Source organism: Ilyobacter polytropus DSM 2926, from assembly GCF_000165505.1.
Taxonomy (GTDB): Bacteria; Fusobacteriota; Fusobacteriia; order Fusobacteriales; family Fusobacteriaceae; genus Ilyobacter; species Ilyobacter polytropus.
The window spans coordinates 512868-532772 of the sequence record NC_014633.1; the positions used below are offsets into that span (position 1 = coordinate 512868).

Annotated in this window: 19 protein-coding genes and 1 riboswitch; of the genes, 16 read left to right on the forward strand and 3 right to left on the reverse strand. The window is 35.6% G+C overall.

The window, feature by feature from the left end; all coding sequences use genetic code 11:
• Positions 1-12: 12 nt before the first annotated feature.
• A complete protein-coding gene (locus ILYOP_RS12295) occupies positions 13-564 on the reverse strand; it encodes a DJ-1 family glyoxalase III (RefSeq protein WP_013388822.1) in 552 nt (183 codons plus the stop codon).
• A gap of 478 nt (positions 565-1042) precedes the next feature.
• Here ILYOP_RS12295 and aroF point away from each other — a divergent pair, with 478 nt between their 5' ends.
• From aroF to trpA, 14 genes are all read left to right on the forward strand, one after another.
• Complete coding sequence (gene aroF / locus ILYOP_RS12300; protein ID WP_013388823.1) at positions 1043-2059, forward strand: 3-deoxy-7-phosphoheptulonate synthase; 1017 nt, start codon at positions 1043-1045, stop codon at positions 2057-2059.
• Between the two features lie 5 nt (positions 2060-2064).
• Positions 2065-2898, forward strand: a complete 834-nt coding sequence (locus ILYOP_RS12305; RefSeq protein ID WP_013388824.1) for a prephenate dehydrogenase — start codon at positions 2065-2067, stop codon at positions 2896-2898.
• A 10-nt stretch (positions 2899-2908) separates the two neighbouring features.
• A complete protein-coding gene (aroA, locus tag ILYOP_RS12310) occupies positions 2909-4177 on the forward strand; it encodes a 3-phosphoshikimate 1-carboxyvinyltransferase (protein ID WP_013388825.1) in 1269 nt (422 codons plus the stop codon).
• A complete protein-coding gene (locus ILYOP_RS12315; protein WP_013388826.1) occupies positions 4177-5259 on the forward strand; it encodes a bifunctional chorismate mutase/prephenate dehydratase in 1083 nt (360 codons plus the stop codon). The genes aroA and ILYOP_RS12315 overlap by 1 nt, the downstream gene beginning before the upstream one ends.
• On the forward strand, positions 5256-6485 hold the full coding sequence (locus ILYOP_RS12320) for a pyridoxal phosphate-dependent aminotransferase (protein ID WP_013388827.1): 1230 nt from the start codon (positions 5256-5258) through the stop codon (positions 6483-6485). The genes ILYOP_RS12315 and ILYOP_RS12320 overlap by 4 nt, the downstream gene beginning before the upstream one ends.
• Position 6486: 1 nt before the next feature.
• Positions 6487-7491 (forward strand): chorismate synthase, encoded by a 1005-nt coding sequence (aroC, locus tag ILYOP_RS12325; protein ID WP_013388828.1) that lies wholly within the window; start codon positions 6487-6489, stop codon positions 7489-7491.
• A 10-nt stretch (positions 7492-7501) separates the two neighbouring features.
• The gene (locus ILYOP_RS12330) at positions 7502-8017 is read left to right on the forward strand and encodes a shikimate kinase (RefSeq protein ID WP_013388829.1); all 516 of its coding nucleotides are present in this window, start codon (positions 7502-7504) and stop codon (positions 8015-8017) included.
• 327 nt (positions 8018-8344) lie between these two features.
• Entirely contained in the window at positions 8345-9700 is a 1356-nt protein-coding gene (locus ILYOP_RS12335) for an anthranilate synthase component I family protein (RefSeq protein ID WP_013388830.1), read from the forward strand.
• Positions 9701-9703: 3 nt separating this feature from the next.
• Positions 9704-10273 carry an anthranilate synthase component II gene (locus ILYOP_RS12340; protein WP_013388831.1) on the forward strand — a complete coding sequence of 190 codons (570 nt, stop codon included), beginning with the start codon at positions 9704-9706 and terminating at the stop codon, positions 10271-10273.
• Positions 10274-11281 (forward strand): anthranilate phosphoribosyltransferase, encoded by a 1008-nt coding sequence (gene trpD / locus ILYOP_RS12345; RefSeq protein WP_013388832.1) that lies wholly within the window; start codon positions 10274-10276, stop codon positions 11279-11281.
• Positions 11282-12055: an indole-3-glycerol phosphate synthase TrpC gene (gene trpC / locus ILYOP_RS12350; RefSeq protein ID WP_013388833.1), complete on the forward strand. Its 774-nt coding sequence runs from the start codon at positions 11282-11284 to the stop codon at positions 12053-12055.
• Positions 12048-12650 (forward strand): phosphoribosylanthranilate isomerase, encoded by a 603-nt coding sequence (locus ILYOP_RS12355; RefSeq protein ID WP_013388834.1) that lies wholly within the window; start codon positions 12048-12050, stop codon positions 12648-12650. Before trpC ends, ILYOP_RS12355 begins: the two co-directional genes overlap by 8 nt.
• Entirely contained in the window at positions 12643-13821 is a 1179-nt protein-coding gene (gene trpB / locus ILYOP_RS12360) for a tryptophan synthase subunit beta (protein WP_013388835.1), read from the forward strand. The genes ILYOP_RS12355 and trpB overlap by 8 nt, the downstream gene beginning before the upstream one ends.
• Positions 13821-14573: a tryptophan synthase subunit alpha gene (gene trpA, locus ILYOP_RS12365; protein WP_013388836.1), complete on the forward strand. Its 753-nt coding sequence runs from the start codon at positions 13821-13823 to the stop codon at positions 14571-14573. Before trpB ends, trpA begins: the two co-directional genes overlap by 1 nt.
• A gap of 76 nt (positions 14574-14649) precedes the next feature.
• On the opposite strand, the gene ILYOP_RS12370 is transcribed toward trpA, so the two are convergent.
• Both ILYOP_RS12370 and ILYOP_RS12375 read right to left on the reverse strand, forming a co-directional pair.
• On the reverse strand, positions 14650-14952 hold the full coding sequence (locus ILYOP_RS12370) for a thioredoxin family protein (RefSeq protein WP_013388837.1): 303 nt from the start codon (positions 14950-14952) through the stop codon (positions 14650-14652).
• 214 nt (positions 14953-15166) lie between these two features.
• Positions 15167-17941, reverse strand: coding sequence for a M16 family metallopeptidase (locus ILYOP_RS12375; RefSeq protein ID WP_013388838.1), 2775 nt, complete (start codon positions 17939-17941; stop codon positions 15167-15169).
• 218 nt (positions 17942-18159) lie between these two features.
• Between ILYOP_RS12375 and ILYOP_RS12380 the strand changes: the two genes are divergently transcribed.
• Together ILYOP_RS12380 and ILYOP_RS12385 are read left to right on the forward strand one after the other, a co-directional pair.
• Positions 18160-18933 carry a hypothetical protein gene (locus tag ILYOP_RS12380; RefSeq protein WP_013388839.1) on the forward strand — a complete coding sequence of 258 codons (774 nt, stop codon included), beginning with the start codon at positions 18160-18162 and terminating at the stop codon, positions 18931-18933.
• 11 nt (positions 18934-18944) lie between these two features.
• A complete protein-coding gene (locus tag ILYOP_RS12385) occupies positions 18945-19598 on the forward strand; it encodes a DUF3298 and DUF4163 domain-containing protein (RefSeq protein WP_013388840.1) in 654 nt (217 codons plus the stop codon).
• 164 nt (positions 19599-19762) lie between these two features.
• Positions 19763-19851: riboswitch (SAM riboswitch) on the forward strand.
• The last annotated feature ends 54 nt before the right edge of the window (positions 19852-19905 follow it).

Here is a 19905-nt window from a genome sequence, read left to right on the forward strand (position 1 = left end):
GGAGCCTATATTTTATATTATAGTCATCTTCTTTTTTACCTCTTCTACCTTTTCTGGCCCCACCAAAACCTCTGCAAGCTTCAGTCCAAAATCTATGCCTAAACCTGCACCACTTGCAGTAACAAGATTTCCATCTAGAATAACTTTTTCGTTTCCCAAGATACCGTCTTTTATAAGATCCTTAACTCCGTAATGACATATAATTTTCTTTCCTTTTAGCAGTCCTGCATTCTCTAAAACTGATGGTGCTGCGCAGATAGCACCTAAAAATTTTTCAGAAGAATTTAAATATTCTTTTGAAAGCTCAATGACTTTAGAAGATTTACCTAAGTTTTCATATCCAGGAGATCCTCCTGGAAGTATGAGCATATCTCCGTCTAAATAATCTTCAGAAGAAAGGAGTTTATCGGCTTCTACAGGTATATTCTGTGATGAGACAACTCTTTTTGAATCACCTACAGAAAGGGTGACAACCTCTATACCGCATCTCCTCAGGACATCTACAGGTGCAAGGGCCTCTATAGTTTCAAAACCTTCAGCAAGTAAAAGATAAACTTTTTTCATGTTGGATTCCTCCTTAAATTTCATCATATATTTATATTTTACTATACTGAACCTTATACCGCCACTCACTTATTTTGAAAAGTTAAAACATAAAAAAAGAAAAAAGTGTTTAATTTTGTCTATATTTTATTGGGATCATCTATATGTAAAAAAATAATATATAAAAAAAACGTTGAAAAAATACCCGTAGAATGGTACTATTACTTTAATTTAAAACTTCTTATTATCGAAAAGGGACAGGTGGTCTTCATGGCAAGTCAAAATTTAACGAACTGGTATTTTTATTATTATTTTAGAAATTAGGATTTGTAGTTGGTGTATATGCCAGAACAAATCCATTTTGTATTATAAAATATAAAATAAAAATTGGATTTGTATCAGGGCGGTAATAAAAGGAGAAACATAAACCCCATAGGTGCAAACCTGTGGGGTTTTTTTTATCTATAAAATTTTAAAAAAATTCAAGGGGGAAAATAGCATGGTAATCAAAATGAGAAAAGATTCAGGAGAAAAGGAGTTGCTACATTTAGTGGAATTCTTACAAAAGAAAGGTTTAGAGGTAAAGGATGCTTCTAGCTCAGAATTTAAAGTAGTAGGAGTGGTAGGGGACACTTCTGTAATAGATGTAAAAGATATAGAGGCTCTAAGTGGAGTAGATAAAGTAACAAGAATCCAGGACCCTTTCAAAAAAGCCAATAGATTAATGAAAAGTGAAGATACAGTAATCGACGTATCTGGAGTAAAAATAGGTGGAGGAACATTTACAGTAATGGCAGGACCTTGTTCTGTAGAAACTAGAGAACAGATTTTAGAGGTAGCCAACTCGGTACAAAAATCAGGAGCACAAATTTTAAGGGGTGGAGCATTTAAACCTAGAACATCACCTTACGCTTTCCAAGGTCTTGAAATGGAAGGACTAGAACTTCTGAAAGAAGCTAGAAAAGAAACTGGTCTTCCGATAGTTACAGAGATAATGTCTCCTTCTCATGTTGCAAAATTTGCAGAAGAGGTTGATGTAATACAGGTGGGGGCAAGAAATATGCAAAACTTTGACCTTCTAAAGGAACTTGGAAAAATCGATACGCCTATTCTCTTAAAAAGAGGTATGTCTGCGACTATTGAAGAATGGTTAATGTCAGCTGAATACATAATGGCTGGAGGAAATGAAAATGTAATTCTTTGTGAAAGAGGAATAAGAACCTTTGAAAAATACACTAGAAATACCCTTGACCTAAGTGCAGTGCTAGCTGTTAAAAAACTTAGTCACCTTCCTGTAATCGTAGACCCTAGTCATGCTACAGGAAAAAGATGGATGGTAAAAGACCTTGCTCTTGCAGCTGCAGCAGTTGGAGCAGACGGTCTGATGATAGAGGTTCACAACGATCCAGAAAATGCTCTTTGTGACGGAGCCCAGTCTCTAGAGCCAAAGGCGTTTGACAAATTGATGAAATCTGTAAACAGCTTAGTTACAGCACTGAGAAGCACAGGGGAATAATAGCTATGAAGATAGCAGTCGTAGGTCTAGGGTTGATAGGAGCATCTGTATCAAAGGGACTTCTTGATAATGGTCATGAGGTTTATGGAGTTGACATAGATCAGGATGCCATAAACTACTGTGAAAAAAATAAACTTATTTCAAAGGGTTTTTCTGACATGGGAGAGGTACTAGAAAAATGCAAAATTGTACTTTTTTCTGTATATCCCAAAACCATGATAAGCCTTACTGAAAAATATATAGATAAATTTAAAAAAGGTACAATAGTAACAGATGTGAGCGGGGTAAAAAAAGAGGTCGTTGCAAAAATGCAGCGACTGCTTCCCACTGATGTTGAATTTGTAGGAGTTCACCCAATGGCCGGTCGTGAAAAAATTGGTGCAGAATATTCTGATCCCAATATTTTTAAGGGAGCAAATTATATAATAACACCTACAGAAGAAAACAGTCCGTCTGCTCTAAAGCTTTTAGAGGATATAGGAATAGAACTGGGATTTAAAAAAATTAGTTATTTGACTCCAGAAAGGCACGATGAGATGATAGCTTTTACAAGTCAGCTGACTCATGCGATAGCAGTAGCACTTGTAAACAGTGATAAGGATCCCGATACATATAATTTTACAGGGGATTCCTACAGAGAACTTACCAGAATAGCCATGATAAATGGTGATCTTTGGAGCGAACTTTTTTTGGAAAACAGAGAAAATCTTATAGATAGAATCGAGGAATTTCAAGAAAGATTGGATATAATAAAAGAGGCATTGAAAAACAACGATAGAAAAACTCTCATTACAGAGTTTGAGAAATCTACTAAAAAAAGACTTACTTTGGAAAAATAAGGGGGACAGCATGGATATCAAAATAATACCTGGGAAGTTAAATGGTGAGGTTATAATACCACCTTCAAAAAGCCTTTCTCACAGAGCCATAATAGCAGGGGCTATGGCTAAAGGAAAGAGCAATGTAACAAATCTTATTATGTCAGACGACATAGAGGCTACTATAGAGGCTATGGAAGCTTTAGGGGTTAGTATTTCTAAGGGTGAACATGAGGTAGATATAGAAGGGACAGGAACTCTCGTAAGAAAAGAAAGTACAATTAACTGCAGAGAATCAGGTTCTACTGTAAGGTTTCTTGTGCCTATCTCATTGTTAGCAGATGGGGAAGTGAAATTCATAGGTGAGGGTAGGCTAGCTAAAAGACCTCTTACAACTTTTTTCAATATTTTCAACGATTTCGGTGTGAAGTACGAAAGAGGAAAGGACTATCTTCCTTTGACTATAAAGGGTAAACTTACCGGCGGAAGATATAAGATGAAGGGAAATGTGAGTTCACAGTTTATAACTGGACTCATGTATACACTTCCTAAATTAAAAGAAGATTCTGTAATAGAGATAACAACACCTTTAGAGTCTATCGGATATGTGGACCTTACTCTGGATATGCTTAAAAAATCTGGAATTGAAATCGAAAACAAAGACTATAAAGAGTTTCATATAAAAGGAAATCAGGAGTTTAAACCTGTTAATTATCGTGTAGAGGGAGATTACTCGCAAGGTGCATTCTGGATGGTTGCAGCGACTTTGGGAGCTGGATTAGACTGCATAGGCCTTGAAAAAGATTCTCTTCAAGGGGATAAAGAGATCCTTGACATAATAACAAAAATGGGTGGAATAGTAAAAGATACAACTAAAGGTCTCACGTCGGAATTTACAAAAACAAAAGGTGCAGTCATCGACCTTTCACAATGTCCTGACCTAGGTCCTATTGTAACTGTGATGGCATCAGTAAGTGAAGGGGAAACAAGAATAGTAAATGCTCAGAGACTTCGTATAAAGGAATCTGACAGAATTACCGCTATGGTTACTGAGCTAAATAAAGTAGGTGCCGATATAACAGAAACTGAAGACGGTATGATTATAAGAGGAGTAAAAAAATTAAAAGGCGGAGCAAAGGTATCTAGCTGGAATGACCACAGAATAGCAATGGCGATGGCTGTAGCTTCTACTCAGTGTGAAGAGGCTATAATTATAGAGGGTGCAGAGTCGGTGAAAAAATCTTATCCTCACTTCTGGGATCATTTTAAACAGCTAGGCGGAAAGGCCGAGGTATTATAATGATTAAAGACTTAAAAACTTTAAGAGATGAAATAGAGGTAATAGATAAAGAGATGATAAAACTCTATTTGAGAAGAATGGAGATAGTAAAAGATGTGGCACTTTACAAGCAGGAAAACGGAATGGAAGTTCTTGACAGGTCTAGGGAGCTAGAACTTCTTGATAAAACCTCGTCACTTGTTCCGGAAAAAGACTTAAGAGGATACTACAGAGAACTCTTAGAAAAACAGATGGAGCTTTCTAGGGATTATCAGAGAAAAATTCTTGGTCTCAAAACAAAGGTGGCATACCAAGGTGTAGAGGGAGCATTTCAACATATAGCTCTTAGGGAGATATTTGAAAAGTGCGAAGAGAACTCTTATCTTACTTTTGAAGAGGTATTCAGAGCCGTATCGAGCAAAGAAGTGGATTTGGGTGTACTTCCTATAGAAAACTCAAGCACAGGTGAGATCAGTGAAATTTTTGACCTTCTGAGAAAGTATAACTGTTATATAACAAAGGTACACTCTTTAAAAATAGAGCAGCATCTTTTGGGAATAAAGGGTGCAAAAATTTGTGACATAAAGGAAGTTTATTCACATCCCCAAGGGTTTCTTCAGTCGTCTAAATTTCTCTATGGAAGAGGATGGAAGGAGATACCATATCACAATACAGCAGTAAGTGCAAAATATGTCAGTGATCAAAAAGATAAAACAAAGGGCACAATAGGCAGCTATGAGACTGCTAGTCTTTATAACCTCGATATATTGGCAGAAAGCATAAATACAAATGATCAAAATCAGACTAAATTTATTGTTATATCTTCAGAAAAACCAAAAACAGGAGATACTTGTGCACTGATTCTCACAGTTCCCCATGAATCTGGTTCTCTGATGAAAATTGTGGACTCCATAGGTAAACGAGGCTACAATATGCTTAATATAAAGTCAAGACCAGTAAAAAATGTACCATGGGAATATTTTTTCTTTATTGAGTTCCAAGGAGACATGGATAACTCAGAAGAACTTATAGAGGAACTAAAAGAAAACAGCCTATCCTTTAAGGTTGTAGGTAGATATCAGAAGCCGGAGGGAATAAAATGAAAAGTCTCCTGAAAGAAAATTCAAAAGACAAAATGGTAGAAGATACTGTATTTAAAGTAGTGGCAGAGGCCATGAATGCGGTTAAAATCCACGGAGACAAGGTTGTAAACGCAACGTTAGGTTCTCTATCAGACGAAGATGGAAACCTTGTTACGATGAAAAGTGTCTGGGATGAATATAAAAATATAGATGCAAAGGAACTGGCTTCTTATTCTGCTTCTTTTAGAGGTGAAGCAGATTTTATAGAGGCTGTAGAAAAATGGGTGTTTCAGGGAGTAAAAAAAGATTTTTTAACTGGAATAGTAGCCACACCAGGTGGTAGTGGGGCAGTGAGTACAACCTTTAAAAATTATCTTGGAAGAGGAGAAACAGTACTTTTACCAGAGATAGGATGGGGACCTTACTGGCTTATGGCCAAGGAATTTGGATTTGAAACAGAAGAGTATTCTCTTTTTGACGGAGACGGCTTTAATATGCAGTCCTTTATGACAAAATGTGAGGCAATAATGGAGAAACAGGGAAGGCTATTAGCTGTAATAAATGATCCCTGCCACAATCCTACAGGTTATTCTCTAACGTCAGAAGAATGGAATGATTTAATAAGTTTCATGGATAAGTTGAGTAAAAAAGGACCGGTAGTTCTTCTTGACGATATAGCATACATGGATTTTTCAAATAATAGAGAAACGATCTCAAAGGCTATGGAAGAACTAAAGGGCAGAAATGAAAATTTTTTGGTTGTTTTTGCTTTTAGTATCTCAAAGACTCTCACAGCCTATGGTTTGAGGGTAGGTGCACAGGTAGCCGTCTCTTCGTCTCAACAAGTCATAGATGACTTTATAAGGGCAAATGAGATAAGTGCCAGAGCTGTATGGTCAAACATACCTAAAGGTGGAATGAAACTCTTTGCAAGACTCATACTAGATAAAGACAAAAGAGAAGCTTTAACAAATGAAAGAAACATTTACATAGAACTATTAAAAGACAGGTCAGATATTTTTATGAAGGAAGCAGAAGATGTGGGTCTTCCTGTCTATCCTTATAAAGAGGGATTCTTTGTGACACTCAAAGTAGAAGATAGTAAAAGACAAAAAGAGATTCAGAAGAAGTTAAAAGAAAAGTTAATATACACAATTTTAGTTAATAAGGGTATAAGGGTGGCAGTTTGTTCCCTTCCTAAAAGAAAGATAAAGGGACTTGCAGGAAGAATAAAGGAGGCATTTTAGGATGAATAGTTTCGGTAGAATGTTCAGGGTATCCATATACGGAGAGTCCCACGGAAAGGGAGTAGGTGTCCTTATCGACGGCTGCCCGGCTGGTATTCCTGTGGATAAAGAGGACTTTATGGGAGACTTGTCTAGAAGAAAAGCAGGGGGAGCAGGTAGTACCAAAAGGATAGAAAGTGACGAACCAGTAATTATTTCAGGTATATGTGACGGGCATACAACAGGAGCCCCTATAAATATCCATTTTGTAAATGGAGATACCAGATCAAAGGATTACAGCCTTTTTAAGAGGATGCCAAGACCCGGACACTCTGATTTTGTGGCAATGAAAAAGTACAATGGAAATAATGATATAAGGGGAGGAGGGCACTTTTCAGGAAGACTAACCCTTGCCCTTGTTGCAGCTGGAGTAATTGCCAAAAAAATACTCGCAGGTTCTAAACTCAATGCAAAGTTGGTACAGGTTGGGAAAACTGATGTAAGAAATGCATCTGAAAAGGAAATAGATAAGATTCTCACACATGTTCAAGAAAACGGAGATTCAATAGGAGGAATTGTTCAGTTTACAGGAGTTGACCTTCCTGTAGGCTTAGGAGAACCTTTTTTTGGATCGGTAGAATCTCATATCTCATCTATGATTTTCTCTGTACCAGCTGTAAAAGGTATAGAATTTGGTGCAGGTTTTGAAGGGGTAAAGTTAAAAGGAAGTCAGCATAATGACTCAATAATAGATGCCAGCGGGAAAACATTGACTAACAATAATGGAGGGATAAATGGAGGGATATCCAACGGAAATCCAGTTGTATTCAGAGTGGTCATAAAGCCGACTCCGAGTATATATATTCCCCAGGAGACCTTTAATTTTGAAGAAGGAAAGATGGACACCCTGCAGATAAACGGACGACATGATGCATGTATAGCAAAGAGAGCTACTGTAGTGGTAGAAAATGCTGCGGCCATAGCATTGGCAGATTTATTTCTTATCAATAAAAGCAGTCAGATATAGGGGCTGATTTATGAATAATAATATTTTTTTAATAGGTTTTATGGGATCGGGTAAAAGCACAGTTGGTCATATTCTCTCTGAAAAATTGGGATATTCTTTTGTAGATACAGATAACATTGTAGAAAAAGATTGGGAAATGTCTATTTCTTCAATGTTTGAAGAGCACGGAGAAAACTATTTCAGAGAAAGAGAATATAAGGCCCTAAAAAAAATTATAGAAAATAAAAATCAGGTTGTTTCTACCGGGGGCGGTATAGTAACATTTGAAAAAAGTAGGGAACTTTTAGAGGGACAGGAGGTATATTATATCGATGTGGATTCTGAGACAGTATATAAGAGGCTAAAATCTGACAACACAAGACCTCTTCTGAAAAACTGCTCTTTTGAAAAAATGTCTGACCTGTTGTCTTTCAGAAAAAAAATCTATGAAAATACATGTACAAGTAAAATAGACGGAAAAAAAGATCCCCAAAAGGTGGCAGAGGATATAATTTTTAACATGAGTTTAATTCATGACAGACCTTAAAAACAGTGGTTTTTTAAAGATGAAAATTGAATTTTGAAAAAAACTCTTGACTAATAGGCAAAAAAGCTGTAAATTAATACAAAACAATAGTGAAGGAGGACAAACCATGATGAGATTTACTTGGTGGTGGAAGAATAGCATATCAGACCAATCAAATAAATTATCAGGTTTTGCTGCTCTTTCATAAAAAGGGACTTTTTGGAATATACCAAAACAATTATAAGAAAAATTATTGTAAGCAATACCTGTTCCCTAGGGAGCAGGTTTTTTATTACAAATTTTCAAAGACCTGACTGAATAGTGGGTCTTTTTTTATAGGGGGGAATCATGAGGAAAAAAGTTTTTTTCAGGGGAATAACAAAAGAGATTACAACTAACGATCTGTATCTCAAATTGTCAAATGGCGATAGGGGAATACTTTTCGAAAGTGATGAAAAGGATACCGGTTTTACATTTATAGGTGGAGGTCCTAAAAGGGTATTTGAGGACAGGGTCACTGAATATGTAATAGACGGGGAGTCTTATAAAAAGGATAAAAGATTTCTAGAGATAATCAAAGAGGCCTTGGACGGTATAGAGGTAGAAAATGCTCCTAAGCCTTATGTTGGTGGAGCCTATGGAAACATAGCCTATGATATCATAAGAGACTATGAAAAGCTTCCTATGGGAAATCCATATGATCCTACGGTAGGTGAAAGTGTAATGATGATCTTTGAAAAGGGTGCAGTTATCAATCACGACACAGGGGAGATGTATTTTACTGCAATAGCAGAAAATGAGAAAGAGGGAAAAGAGCTCCTCGATGAACTAGAAAAAACATTAGACAATAATATTGAAATAAAAGCCCTTAACAGCGATTGTGAGGAAATAATAGGAAATACAACTCAGGAAGAGTTTGAAGAAGTAGTTAAGAAAGCAAAGGATTATATAGTTCAGGGAGATATTTTTCAGGTAGTATTGTCTCAGAGATTCAGGGTTACTAGCAGTAAACATCCCTTTGAAATTTATAAAAGGTTAAAAGAGATAAATCCATCTCCATATATGTTTTTCTTAGATTATGGAACTCACCAGGTTATAGGTAGCTCTCCAGAGAGGCTTGTAAGCCTGCAAGAGGGAATAATAAAAACTGTTCCAATTGCCGGGACAAGACCTAGAGGAAAAAATGAGCAGGAAGATGAGCAGTTTGCGATAGACCTCATGGCAGATGACAAAGAAAAGGCCGAACACGTTATGCTTGTAGACCTTGCCAGAAACGACATAGGAAAAGTATCTGAAATTGGGACCGTAAAAGTTACAGAGTATATGGAGGTAAAAAAATATTCTCATGTAATGCATATAGTATCTCTTGTCGAAGGAGAGATAAAAAAAGGGGAAGATGCCTTTTCAGTAATAGCCTCAGTACTTCCTGCAGGAACTCTTTCAGGAGCACCAAAGATAAGGGCTATGGAAATAATAGAAGAGTTTGAAAAAGAAAGAAGAGGATTTTACGGAGGAGCAGTAGGTTACATCAACTTTAACGGGGATATGGATACCTGCATCACAATAAGGTCGCTTATGCATAAAAATGGGGAATATATATATCAGGCTGGAGCTGGAATAGTGTTGGATTCTGTGCCAGTAAATGAATATATGGAGTGTAGAAATAAAGGGGCTGCTATAACAAAGATTTTTAGGGGGGAATAACTGATGATACTTTTGATAGATAATTATGATTCATTTACCTACAACTTATATCACCTTATAGGGGAGCTTCACAGGGATATAAAAGTAGTGAGAAATGACAAAATCACAATAGACGAGATAAGAAAACTCAATCCAGATGTAATAGTATTGTCGCCTGGACCAAAGGCCCCAAAAGATGCAGGTATATGTCTAGAGGTTGTAAAAAAGTTATATAAGGAATATCCTATCCTTGGAATATGTCTTGGGCATCAGACTATCGGAGAGGCTTTTGGAGGAGATGTGGTCATCGCCAATAAAGCTGTTCATGGAAAAGTTTCTTATATAAAACATACTGGAAAAAGTATATTTAAGGGCTTAGAACAGGATGTTCAGATAGCTAGATATCATTCACTTATTGTTGAAAAAGACAGTATGCCTGAAATCTTGGAAATATTGGCAGAAACAGATGAGGGTGAGGTCATGGCTGTAAAACATAAAAACTACCCTGTGGTGGGACTGCAGTTTCATCCAGAGTCTATAAATACCCCAAAAGGGAAAGAAATGATGAAAAATTTTTTGGAAGAGGTGATGTAAATGAGCGATGTATATAGAAAATTGTTGGACGGAAATAGTCTTACTTCAAAAGAGATGTACAGTCTTATGGAGGATATATTTGATGGTAAATTATCTGAAGTACAGACTGCCTCTATACTCACAGCCCTCAAAATAAAAGGAGAAACCTCCCAAGAGATAATCGGTGGTGCCACCTTTATGAGAGACAGGGCCATAGCCTTTGAAAATGACCAGAACTCCTTTGATCCAGTAGGTACAGGTGGAGACGGAATACACAGTATCAATATATCCACAGGAACGGCTTTTATAGCTGCAGCAGCTGGAATAAGAGTTATAAAACATGGAAACAGATCGGTTTCTAGTAAGTCTGGAAGTGCTGATGTACTTCAAAGCCTGGGAATGGATCTGACTACAAATAAAGAAAAGATGAAAAAAGCCTTGGAAGAGACAGGAATGTCCTTTTTGTTTGCCCCTATATACCACCACAGTATGAAGCAGGTGGCAGGTATCAGAAAGGCTATGGGTGTGAGAACAATATTTAATATTCTCGGTCCTCTTGCCAATCCAGGTAAGGCCAATCACATGCTTTTAGGAGTATACGATAAAAAACTCATGGATAATATGGCAGATGCTCTTATAAAAATGGGATGTAAGAGAGCTCTTATTGTCCACGGTATGGAAGACGGAGCCGACGAAATATCAATAACAGGTAAAACAAGAGTTGTCGAAGTTGAAAACGGAAGAATAAAAGAGTATGAGATATTCCCGGAAAATTTCGGACTTAAAAGAGCCACTCTTGAGGATATAAAAGGAGGAGATCCTGATGAAAACAGACAACTCCTTATCGATGCCCTTTCGGGAAAAGAAAGAGGTGCCAAAAGAGATGTTCTGCTTTTAAATGCAGGAGCGGCACTTTTTATCAATGGAAAGACAGAAAATATAACTGAAGGTGTGAAACTAGCCGGAAAACTTATAGATGATGGCATTGTAATGGAAACAGTAAACAGCTTTATCGAGAAGGTGAAATAGATGATATTAGATGAAATTGTAAAATCTAAAAAAGAATATCTAAAGAAACTATCCCTAGATAAAAATAAACTTGCTGAGATAGCAGAAAATATGGATACTCCACCGAGTTTTTATGAAGCTATGAAAAAAAGTGGGCTTTCTATAATAGGTGAGGTAAAAAAGGCTTCTCCGTCTAAGGGTGTAATAAAGGAAATGTTTGATCACAAGGCTATAGCTGCAGTATATGACACCTGTGTAGATGCAATATCTGTTCTCACAGAGGTTGAGTATTTCAAAGGAAATCCTAAATATCTGAAGGAAGTTTCAGAGATCACAAAACTTCCTACTTTATGCAAAGACTTTATAATCGACGAAGCTCAGATATATGAGGCTAGAACTCTTGGAGCCTCTGCAGTACTTCTCATTGTAAGTATTTTAGATGATGAAACCTTAAAGAACTTCATTGCTATAGCTAGAGAATTGAAAATGGAGCCCCTTGTAGAGGCCCACAGCGGTGAGGAAGTAAAAAGAGCTCTAAAGGCAAAGGCTAAAATAATTGGAATAAACAACAGAGACTTAAAGACCTTTAATGTAGATCTAAACAACTGCATAGAACTTTCTAAAAATATACCAGAAGACGTACTGGTAATAGGTGAAAGTGGTATAAGTAAAAGAGAAGATGTAAAAAAACTCAAAGATGGGAAAATAAGCGGTGTCCTTATAGGTGAAGCCTTTATGAGATCCGAAAGTATAAATAAACTGGCCCGGGAATTAAAGGAGGAATTTAATGACTGAGGCAAAAATATGCGGAATAAAAAATTTCGAAGATGTAAAAATAGTAAATGAATTTAAACCTGATTATATCGGGTTTGTATTTGCCAAATCCAAAAGACAGGTAAGTCTTGAAAAGGCTGCTGAACTTTCTAAAAATCTAGATGGGAAAATAAAAAAAGTAGGGGTATTTGTAGATGAAAGCCCTGAAAAAGTTGCTGAGATTGCAAAGGCCTGTAATCTTGACATATTACAGTTCCATGGAAAGGAAACACCAGAATACTGCAGAAGTTTTGAAAAATATGAGGTATGGAAAAGTTTTACTGGAGATGAAAAGATACTAGAAAATATAAAAAAATATGGTGACTGTGCAGATGCCTTTCTTGTTGATTCTAGTGTCCCTGGAAGTGGTAAGAAATTTGACTGGAATAATATAAAAGGGTTGTCAGAAAATTATAGGATAATTCTGGCAGGGGGACTAAATCCTGAAAATGTAGCCGAAGCTTCAAAAAAAGTAAAACCGCAAGTTGTGGATGTGAGCTCAGGTGTAGAGGGAGATAATGGTAAATCGAGAGAAAAAGTGGAAAAATTTATAGGGGAGGTAAGGTTACATGGATAGAAAATTTGGTGATTTTGGAGGGCAGTATGTGCCGGAGACTTTGATGAAGCCTCTTGAAAATTTGGAAAAAGCGTACTTAAAATATAAAAATGACGATGAATTCAACAAAGAACTGAATTATTATCTAAAGGATTATGTAGGAAGAGAAACACCTCTATACTATGCAGCTTCTCTCACAGAGAAAGTAGGAGGAGCAAAAATATATCTAAAAAGAGAAGACCTTAATCATACAGGTGCACACAAGATAAACAACGTAATGGGTCAACTCCTTCTTGCCAAGAGAATGGGAAAAACAAAGGTCATTGCTGAAACAGGAGCAGGACAGCACGGAGTGGCCACTGCCACAGGAGCCGCACTTCTAGGAATGGAGTGTGAGGTATTTATGGGAGAGGAAGACATAGTAAGACAGGAGATGAATGTCTTCAGAATGAGGCTTTTAGGAGCTACTGTAAATTCTGTGACGTCAGGGACAGGAACTTTGAAAGATGCTACAAATGAGGCTATAAGACAGTGGGTTGCCAGAATCGATGATACATTTTATGTTATAGGTTCAGTTGTTGGTCCTCATCCTTATCCGACTATGGTAAGAGATTTCCAGAGGATAATAGGAGACGAGACAAAGAAACAGATAATGGAAAAAGAAGGTAGACTTCCTGACGCTATAGTAGCTGCTATAGGGGGAGGATCAAATGCTATGGGTATATTCTATCCTTTTGTCAACGACAAGGAGGTTAGACTCATCGGTGTAGAGGCTGCAGGGGAAGGGGAAGCCACAGATAAACATGCTCTTGCGATGCTAAAGGGAAGTAAGGGAGTTATTCATGGTATGAAGACTTATCTTTTACAAGACGATATGGGTAATATAACTCCTGCACATTCTATCTCCGCCGGTTTAGATTACCCTGGTGTAGGACCTGAACATGCTTATCTATACGATACAAAAAGAGCAGAATATGCTCCTATAGATGATAAAGAGGCCCTAGGAGGTTTCAAGCTTCTCTGTGAAGTAGAAGGAATTATCCCTGCATTGGAGAGTGCCCATGCAGTGGCTCATGCAGTAAAAGTAGCGAAAGAGATGTCAAAAGATGAGATTTTAGTAATAAACTTATCTGGACGTGGAGATAAAGATATAAATACAGTATTAGAAGTATATCAAAAGGGGGAGCTATAATGGGTAGAATTGAAAATGCACTGAAAAAAGGAGAAAAAAATCTTATAGCGTATCTCACTGCAGGTGATCCATGTATTGAGAAAACTCCTGAGCTTGTACTAGGCATGGAGAGTGGAGGTGCAGCACTTGTAGAGATAGGTATCCCATATTCAGATCCTCTAGCAGACGGGCCTGTGATTCAGGCTGCTTCTACAAGGGCTCTGTCAAAGGATATTTCCATTGAGAAGATTTTTGATGCAGTAGAAAAAATAAGAAAAGAAAGTCAGATACCTTTGGTTTTTTTAGTCTACTATAATACAATACATAATTATGGTGGGGAAGAATTTCTTAAAAAATGTGAGGAAACAGGTGTAGACGGCCTTATTATTCCTGACCTGCCAATGGAAGAGCAAAAAGAACTTCCAAAAAATGCAGCAGTAAGTATAATTCCACTTGTGGCTCTTAATTCAGGTGATAGAATAGAAAATATTGTAAAAGATGCTACAGGATTTGTTTATTGTATTTCCTCATTTGGAGTTACAGGTACGAGAGATACCATAAGTAATAAAGCTTCTGAAATAGTTTCTGAGATTAAAAAATATACAGATATACCTGTGGCTTTAGGTTTTGGGATATCTCACAATAAAATGGTTGAAGATGTAAACAGATATGCCGATGCAGCTATAGTGGGAAGTGCTATTGTCAAGGTAATCGAAAAAACAAAAGGCAGTGCAAAAGAAGTTGAAGATTTTGTAGCTTCCCTGCTAAGATAAGTAAATTTTGAGTAGTATTCAAATCTATATTATTTATTGAGGGACCCAAGGGGTCCCTTTTTTAATTTCTAAGACTTTAATTAAAAATAGAATCATAGTAGCGGTCCAACTTTATCTCTAACTCACTTAGATTAAAAAAACGGGCCCCTCTATACAGTTCTTTCCCTCTAGAATAGATAATAAGAGCCGGTATTGAAAATACCATAAATTCCCCCGCCGCCTCAGGACATTCATTTAAGTCGATCTTTTGAAAAGTGGCCTGATTGTATTTTTCAGAAAGTTTTTTGATTTTAGGAAGAAGTGCGTGACATACAGAACATTCTTCACGTGATATATATACAAAAGAAAATTTTTTATATTTCAATTGCTGCAGATCCATAGGCTTTCTCCTTTGTGAAAATTCTTAATATAATTATTTTCATAACCAAGTTATTTTAATAATGTTTATCATTTGTTGTAAAATTATATGGGATTTTTAGGTAATAAAAGATAAAGAAAAAGTCCGCCTCTATACAGTAAAGACGAACTTTTTCAGATTATTTCTTATTTACACTCCTTTAATATATCACAAGTTAGCTTAAACAGATAAATTTCTATTCTGATTTTTCAGGTATCAGTCTTACTTCAATATAATTATCTAAATCCACAGCAGAGTTCATAAATTTCAGCATATTTTGTCTGCTGAGTGTCTTTTTATATTTTTCAGGAGGGAAAATTCTGAAATTGTCTCCAAACTCCTCTCTCTTACTTATATAATCAATCCAGAACTCATTTTTTTTCAAGATGGAGTCATAATTAAAGGCATAGTTTTCAACGACACTTTTTATTATCCTGTCCTCAAAATTTCCCTCTAGAGCATTTTTAAGAACATTTTTTATCTCCTCAGTAACCATATCAGCTTTTTTAGGGTCGGTGCTGTAAGATATTGTGAGGTAATTTTCCCCAAAGTTAAGGGGACTTAACTCTGTATCAGCATAGATTGTGTAAATTCCTCCTATTTTTTCTCTTATCTCTTCTAATAAAATCATATCCAGTATTTTTGAAATACCTAGGTATTTTACCCTGTTTTCATATGTATATTTCCCTTTATAGGGATAGATCAAATTTACAGATACTTTTTTATCAGTACCTTTTTTTACACTTTCTTTTGTTATTCCCTTTGGAAAATTAACATCCAAATTTTTAGGAAGCTCTGAAATATCTTTTGAAGGAATTCCAGCTAAATACTTTTGCACAAGATTTTCCATATCCATATCTTTGGTGCTTCCTACAATGACAGCCTGAAAATCCCCTATACTAGAGAATCTGCCTCTAAAAGCCTCTATAAAATCCTTTTCATTGACCTTATCTAAGTCCTCTAAGGTCAGTGGCTTTCTTCTTGGGTGGTTCTGAGACACAGTTTCTTTTATTTTATCTCTATATAGTGTCTTAGGTGAATTTTTCCTGTTATTTATACGTTGTTTTTGAAGTTCCATAAAATTATTGTATATGTCCTTATCAATCTTAGGACTGGTAAGAAATATATTCAAAATTTCTAAGGCAGTGACAAGGTTATCTCTGTCTGTTTCGATATTTATTCCCTCAGAGTAATCGGATATATAGGGGTGAAACTGTATATTTTTCCCCTTCATAAAAATATCTGTTTCCACAGGAGAAAGGTTTCCTATGCCAGAGGATATTATTACTGGCAGAGCTAATCTTGATGCTATATATCCCTTTTCATCCATGAGGGAACTTCCCCCCTTGCTGAAGAGTTTTATAAGTATTTTATCTCTGTCAAAATCAGTTTCTTTTAGGATTACCTCCATATTATTTGAAAGCTTGTAACGTATAAAATCTTTTTCTTCTTTCTTATCTAGTATTTTCCCAGAGGAAAACTCATTTATCTTCAAAACAGGCTTTTGATTATTTTTTTCAATTCCTAATAGTTTTTTATTTTTAGCATGTTCAATTATTTTTTCTATCTCACCCTTAGAAGGTATATACAGATTTTTCTTTTGAGGTGCAGTTAGAAAAAATGCTTTGTTTGAATTTTCATATATTTCATGAGCCTTTTTCAGGATATCCTTATAGGATATTTCTTTTATGATCTCGTTGAAGACTTCTGCTTCATTCTCTATATCTGTAAAGATATACCCTTCTAGATAGTCTGCTATTATCTCAGAGGCAATCTCGCTGTGTTCCTTACTCTCTCTATTTTTATATGCGTTTTCCATATACATTGAAAGTTCGGCTTTTTCTCCGTCTATCTCCCAGGAAGCAGGGCCATAGACAGATAGTTTTTTCATTTGGGTAATAACTTCAGCTATTCCTGACTGGATATCTTTTTCCTTTAGCATAGCTCCTGTAATCTGCACAGTATCGTGTTTTCCAAGGTTTACCAGATAGCTGTATCCCTCACCTATAGTAGGAGAGGCTTTTTTTGAAATACTGTCAAACCGACTTTGAAGAATTCCTGTGGCAATTTCTTCTATAATGGCTCTTTTATAACTCTCACGGTCTTGTATCGGTTCTAGTCTGTCTTTTGTAAGCACATCAAAGGTTACAGATGTTATCTCTGGGTCTTTAAAAATTGTAATTTCACCATTTGATTCACCTATTCTATATTCAAGGCTCTTTTTAAAAGTGTATTTTGATTCATAGTTAAAATATTTTTCAACAAGAGTTTTTACATGATTTTTATCAAAGTCTCCCACTGCAACTACGGCAATATTTTCAGGGTGGTACCATTTATGATAATATCTCTTAAGCAGTTTTGGATTGGCATTTTTTATAATCTCAGGGTCTCCTATTGGAAACCGTTCAGTAAATCTAGATTCACCGTAAACGGCTTTTTTCTGTGCATCTGAAATTCTCTGGGATAGTCCCTGCATCAGTCTCCACTCTTCTAGGATAACACCTCTCTCATCTATTGTATCTTTTGGATAAAAAGTAATATCATTAGCCCATTCTTTTAATATCTCAAAGGATTTTTCAAATTCCTCTGTTCTGTCTGTTGGAACATGAAGCTTATATATAGTTCTGCCAAAACCAGTAAAGGCATTTAAATCTGCCCCAAAATTCATTCCTATAGACTGAAGGTGCTTTACAAGCATATTTCCTGGATAGCTTTTAGTTCCGTTAAAAGCCATGTGCTCTATAAAATGAGCCATTCCAAGCTGATCTTCATCTTCCTGAAGCGACCCGGAATTGACGATCAATGCAAGATAAGCCTTGTTTTCAGGTTTTTTGTTTTTGTATATATAGTACTTCATACCATTTTTTAGAGTACCTTGTTCTAGTTCACTTGATACTTTAAGATCGGCAGCATTTAGTCCAGTAAATAAAACTAAAAGCATAGTAATTATAAAAATCTTTATTTTTTTCATCTGAGAGATCCCTCCTGTTTTTTATTTGTGTGAATATTTCTTAATAATTAAGCTTATTTCCTGTAAATTAAGAATAACACAATTAAACCATCAAGTCCATATTCAGATCACTTTTCTTATGTTTTCAATATTTGAAAAATCTGAAAAAAATAAGTTTTAGTAAAATAATACATTATTTTTTCATAATGCTGTATAATTTAGTAGTTGGAGGTGACTGCATGTCTTTAAAAAAAAATATTATACTTATAATTTTTCTTGTTTTAGCATTTAGAAGTTTTTCAGTTGGAATATCTACTTTGATAATAAAGGAGAAAAAATCTAACTATGATATAGATGTAAAGCTTCCCTATCTTATAGGGGATACCAAGGTGGACAAAACAAACAAGGTGATAATGGAGCGGCTAAAAGAACTTGAAATTCAGATAGAAAAAGATTCTAAAAAAAACTTTAGAGAATTGACCGACTCAAAAGAGCCTGAGGTTACATTAAAAGGTGAATATACTGTGAGAGTTAGTGATTCTAAGATGGTTATTTTAATTGTAAAAAACAGGTACTTTTTAGACGGTTATGATGCTCAGATAAGAACCTACAGTTATACCCTTTCCCCATTAGACGGAGAGTTTTATTCACGGGAGGATATATTCATAAATCCCAGTGAAGGAGTATACCAGGTAAAAAAAATAATTGAAAATATGATTCGTAAAAGGGTCCGCCAGACAAAAATCGGAGAATCTGTAAACATTTACCCAAATGATATAATTTTAGATATTGATTACGGAGGCTTTTATTTAGAAGATAAAAACCTTGTGGTGGAGCTAATAGTAAAAGGGGCTCCTCCATATTACGACGGATGGGAAAAGTTTAAAATACCTCTAGATCAAATAAAAGATTTTATAAAATATGATCTGAAAAACAATCTTCAAAGCAGTTCTTTTAGAAATATAAAGTTGAATCAACAGTGGTTTTCAGAGTATAATCAACTGAGAATTTAGGAGGTTATCCAATGAAAAAAATTATAGTTTTTATTTTTATATTCGCAGTATTTCAAAATATGTTTTCAGTAGAGACAAAAAAATCAAATATAAAACTTGAAAATCAGTATCTTATGATAGATGGTAAAATACCTGTTTTTTATAATAAAGGAAAATACATCGGTAATTCTAGCAACAAGGTAAAAGGCGGCTTTAGAGCCCTAATGGAAATGATAAAGATGGAATCAAATAAAAACCGTCTTGAAAATCCAGATAATAGAGATGGTAAATTTATTTTAAAAAGTGATTTTAAGAAGATAGATAATGAGAGCAAAATAGACAGTTATCTAGTTAAGACTTTTTATTTTACAGGTGGATCCCACGGCATGATACTAGAAGAAGGGTATAATTTTAAAAACGGAAAAGAAATTTTTCTGAAGGATATATTTAAAGGCAACATCAACTACAAGGGACTCATCAAACAAAAGGTGGAAGAACAGATAATAAAATACGGAGGGGATTTATATTATGCTGATATAAATATTCCCGATGAAGAGTATAGTTTTTATTTTGAGGGTGACTCTTTAGTTGTGTTTTTTAACCCCTATACCCTAGCATCTTACGAAGCAGGAATAATAACTTTTGAGATACCAATCTCAGAGATTTCCTCCTTCATGAAAATTTAGGGTTTATTTAGATAACCCCTTTTTTTTTAACTTTAGATTTTTAAAATTAGGTTGTATTTTTAAAAAAATATTGACACTTCTTTACCTTTGTGGTAAAGTAACTATCAACAACAGAGAAACAAGTGAACCAGTATTAAAATATGTAAACCCTAGAATAAAGGGTTTATCCATCAAGAGAGGTGTAGGGACAGGCCCGGAGATACCTCAGCAACCTACCTATTCAGGTGTGGTGCTAATTCCTGACAGATGGCAATAGGGCTAATTTTAGAGTAACCAACCCTTTCATCTGACTTAGATGAAAGGGTTT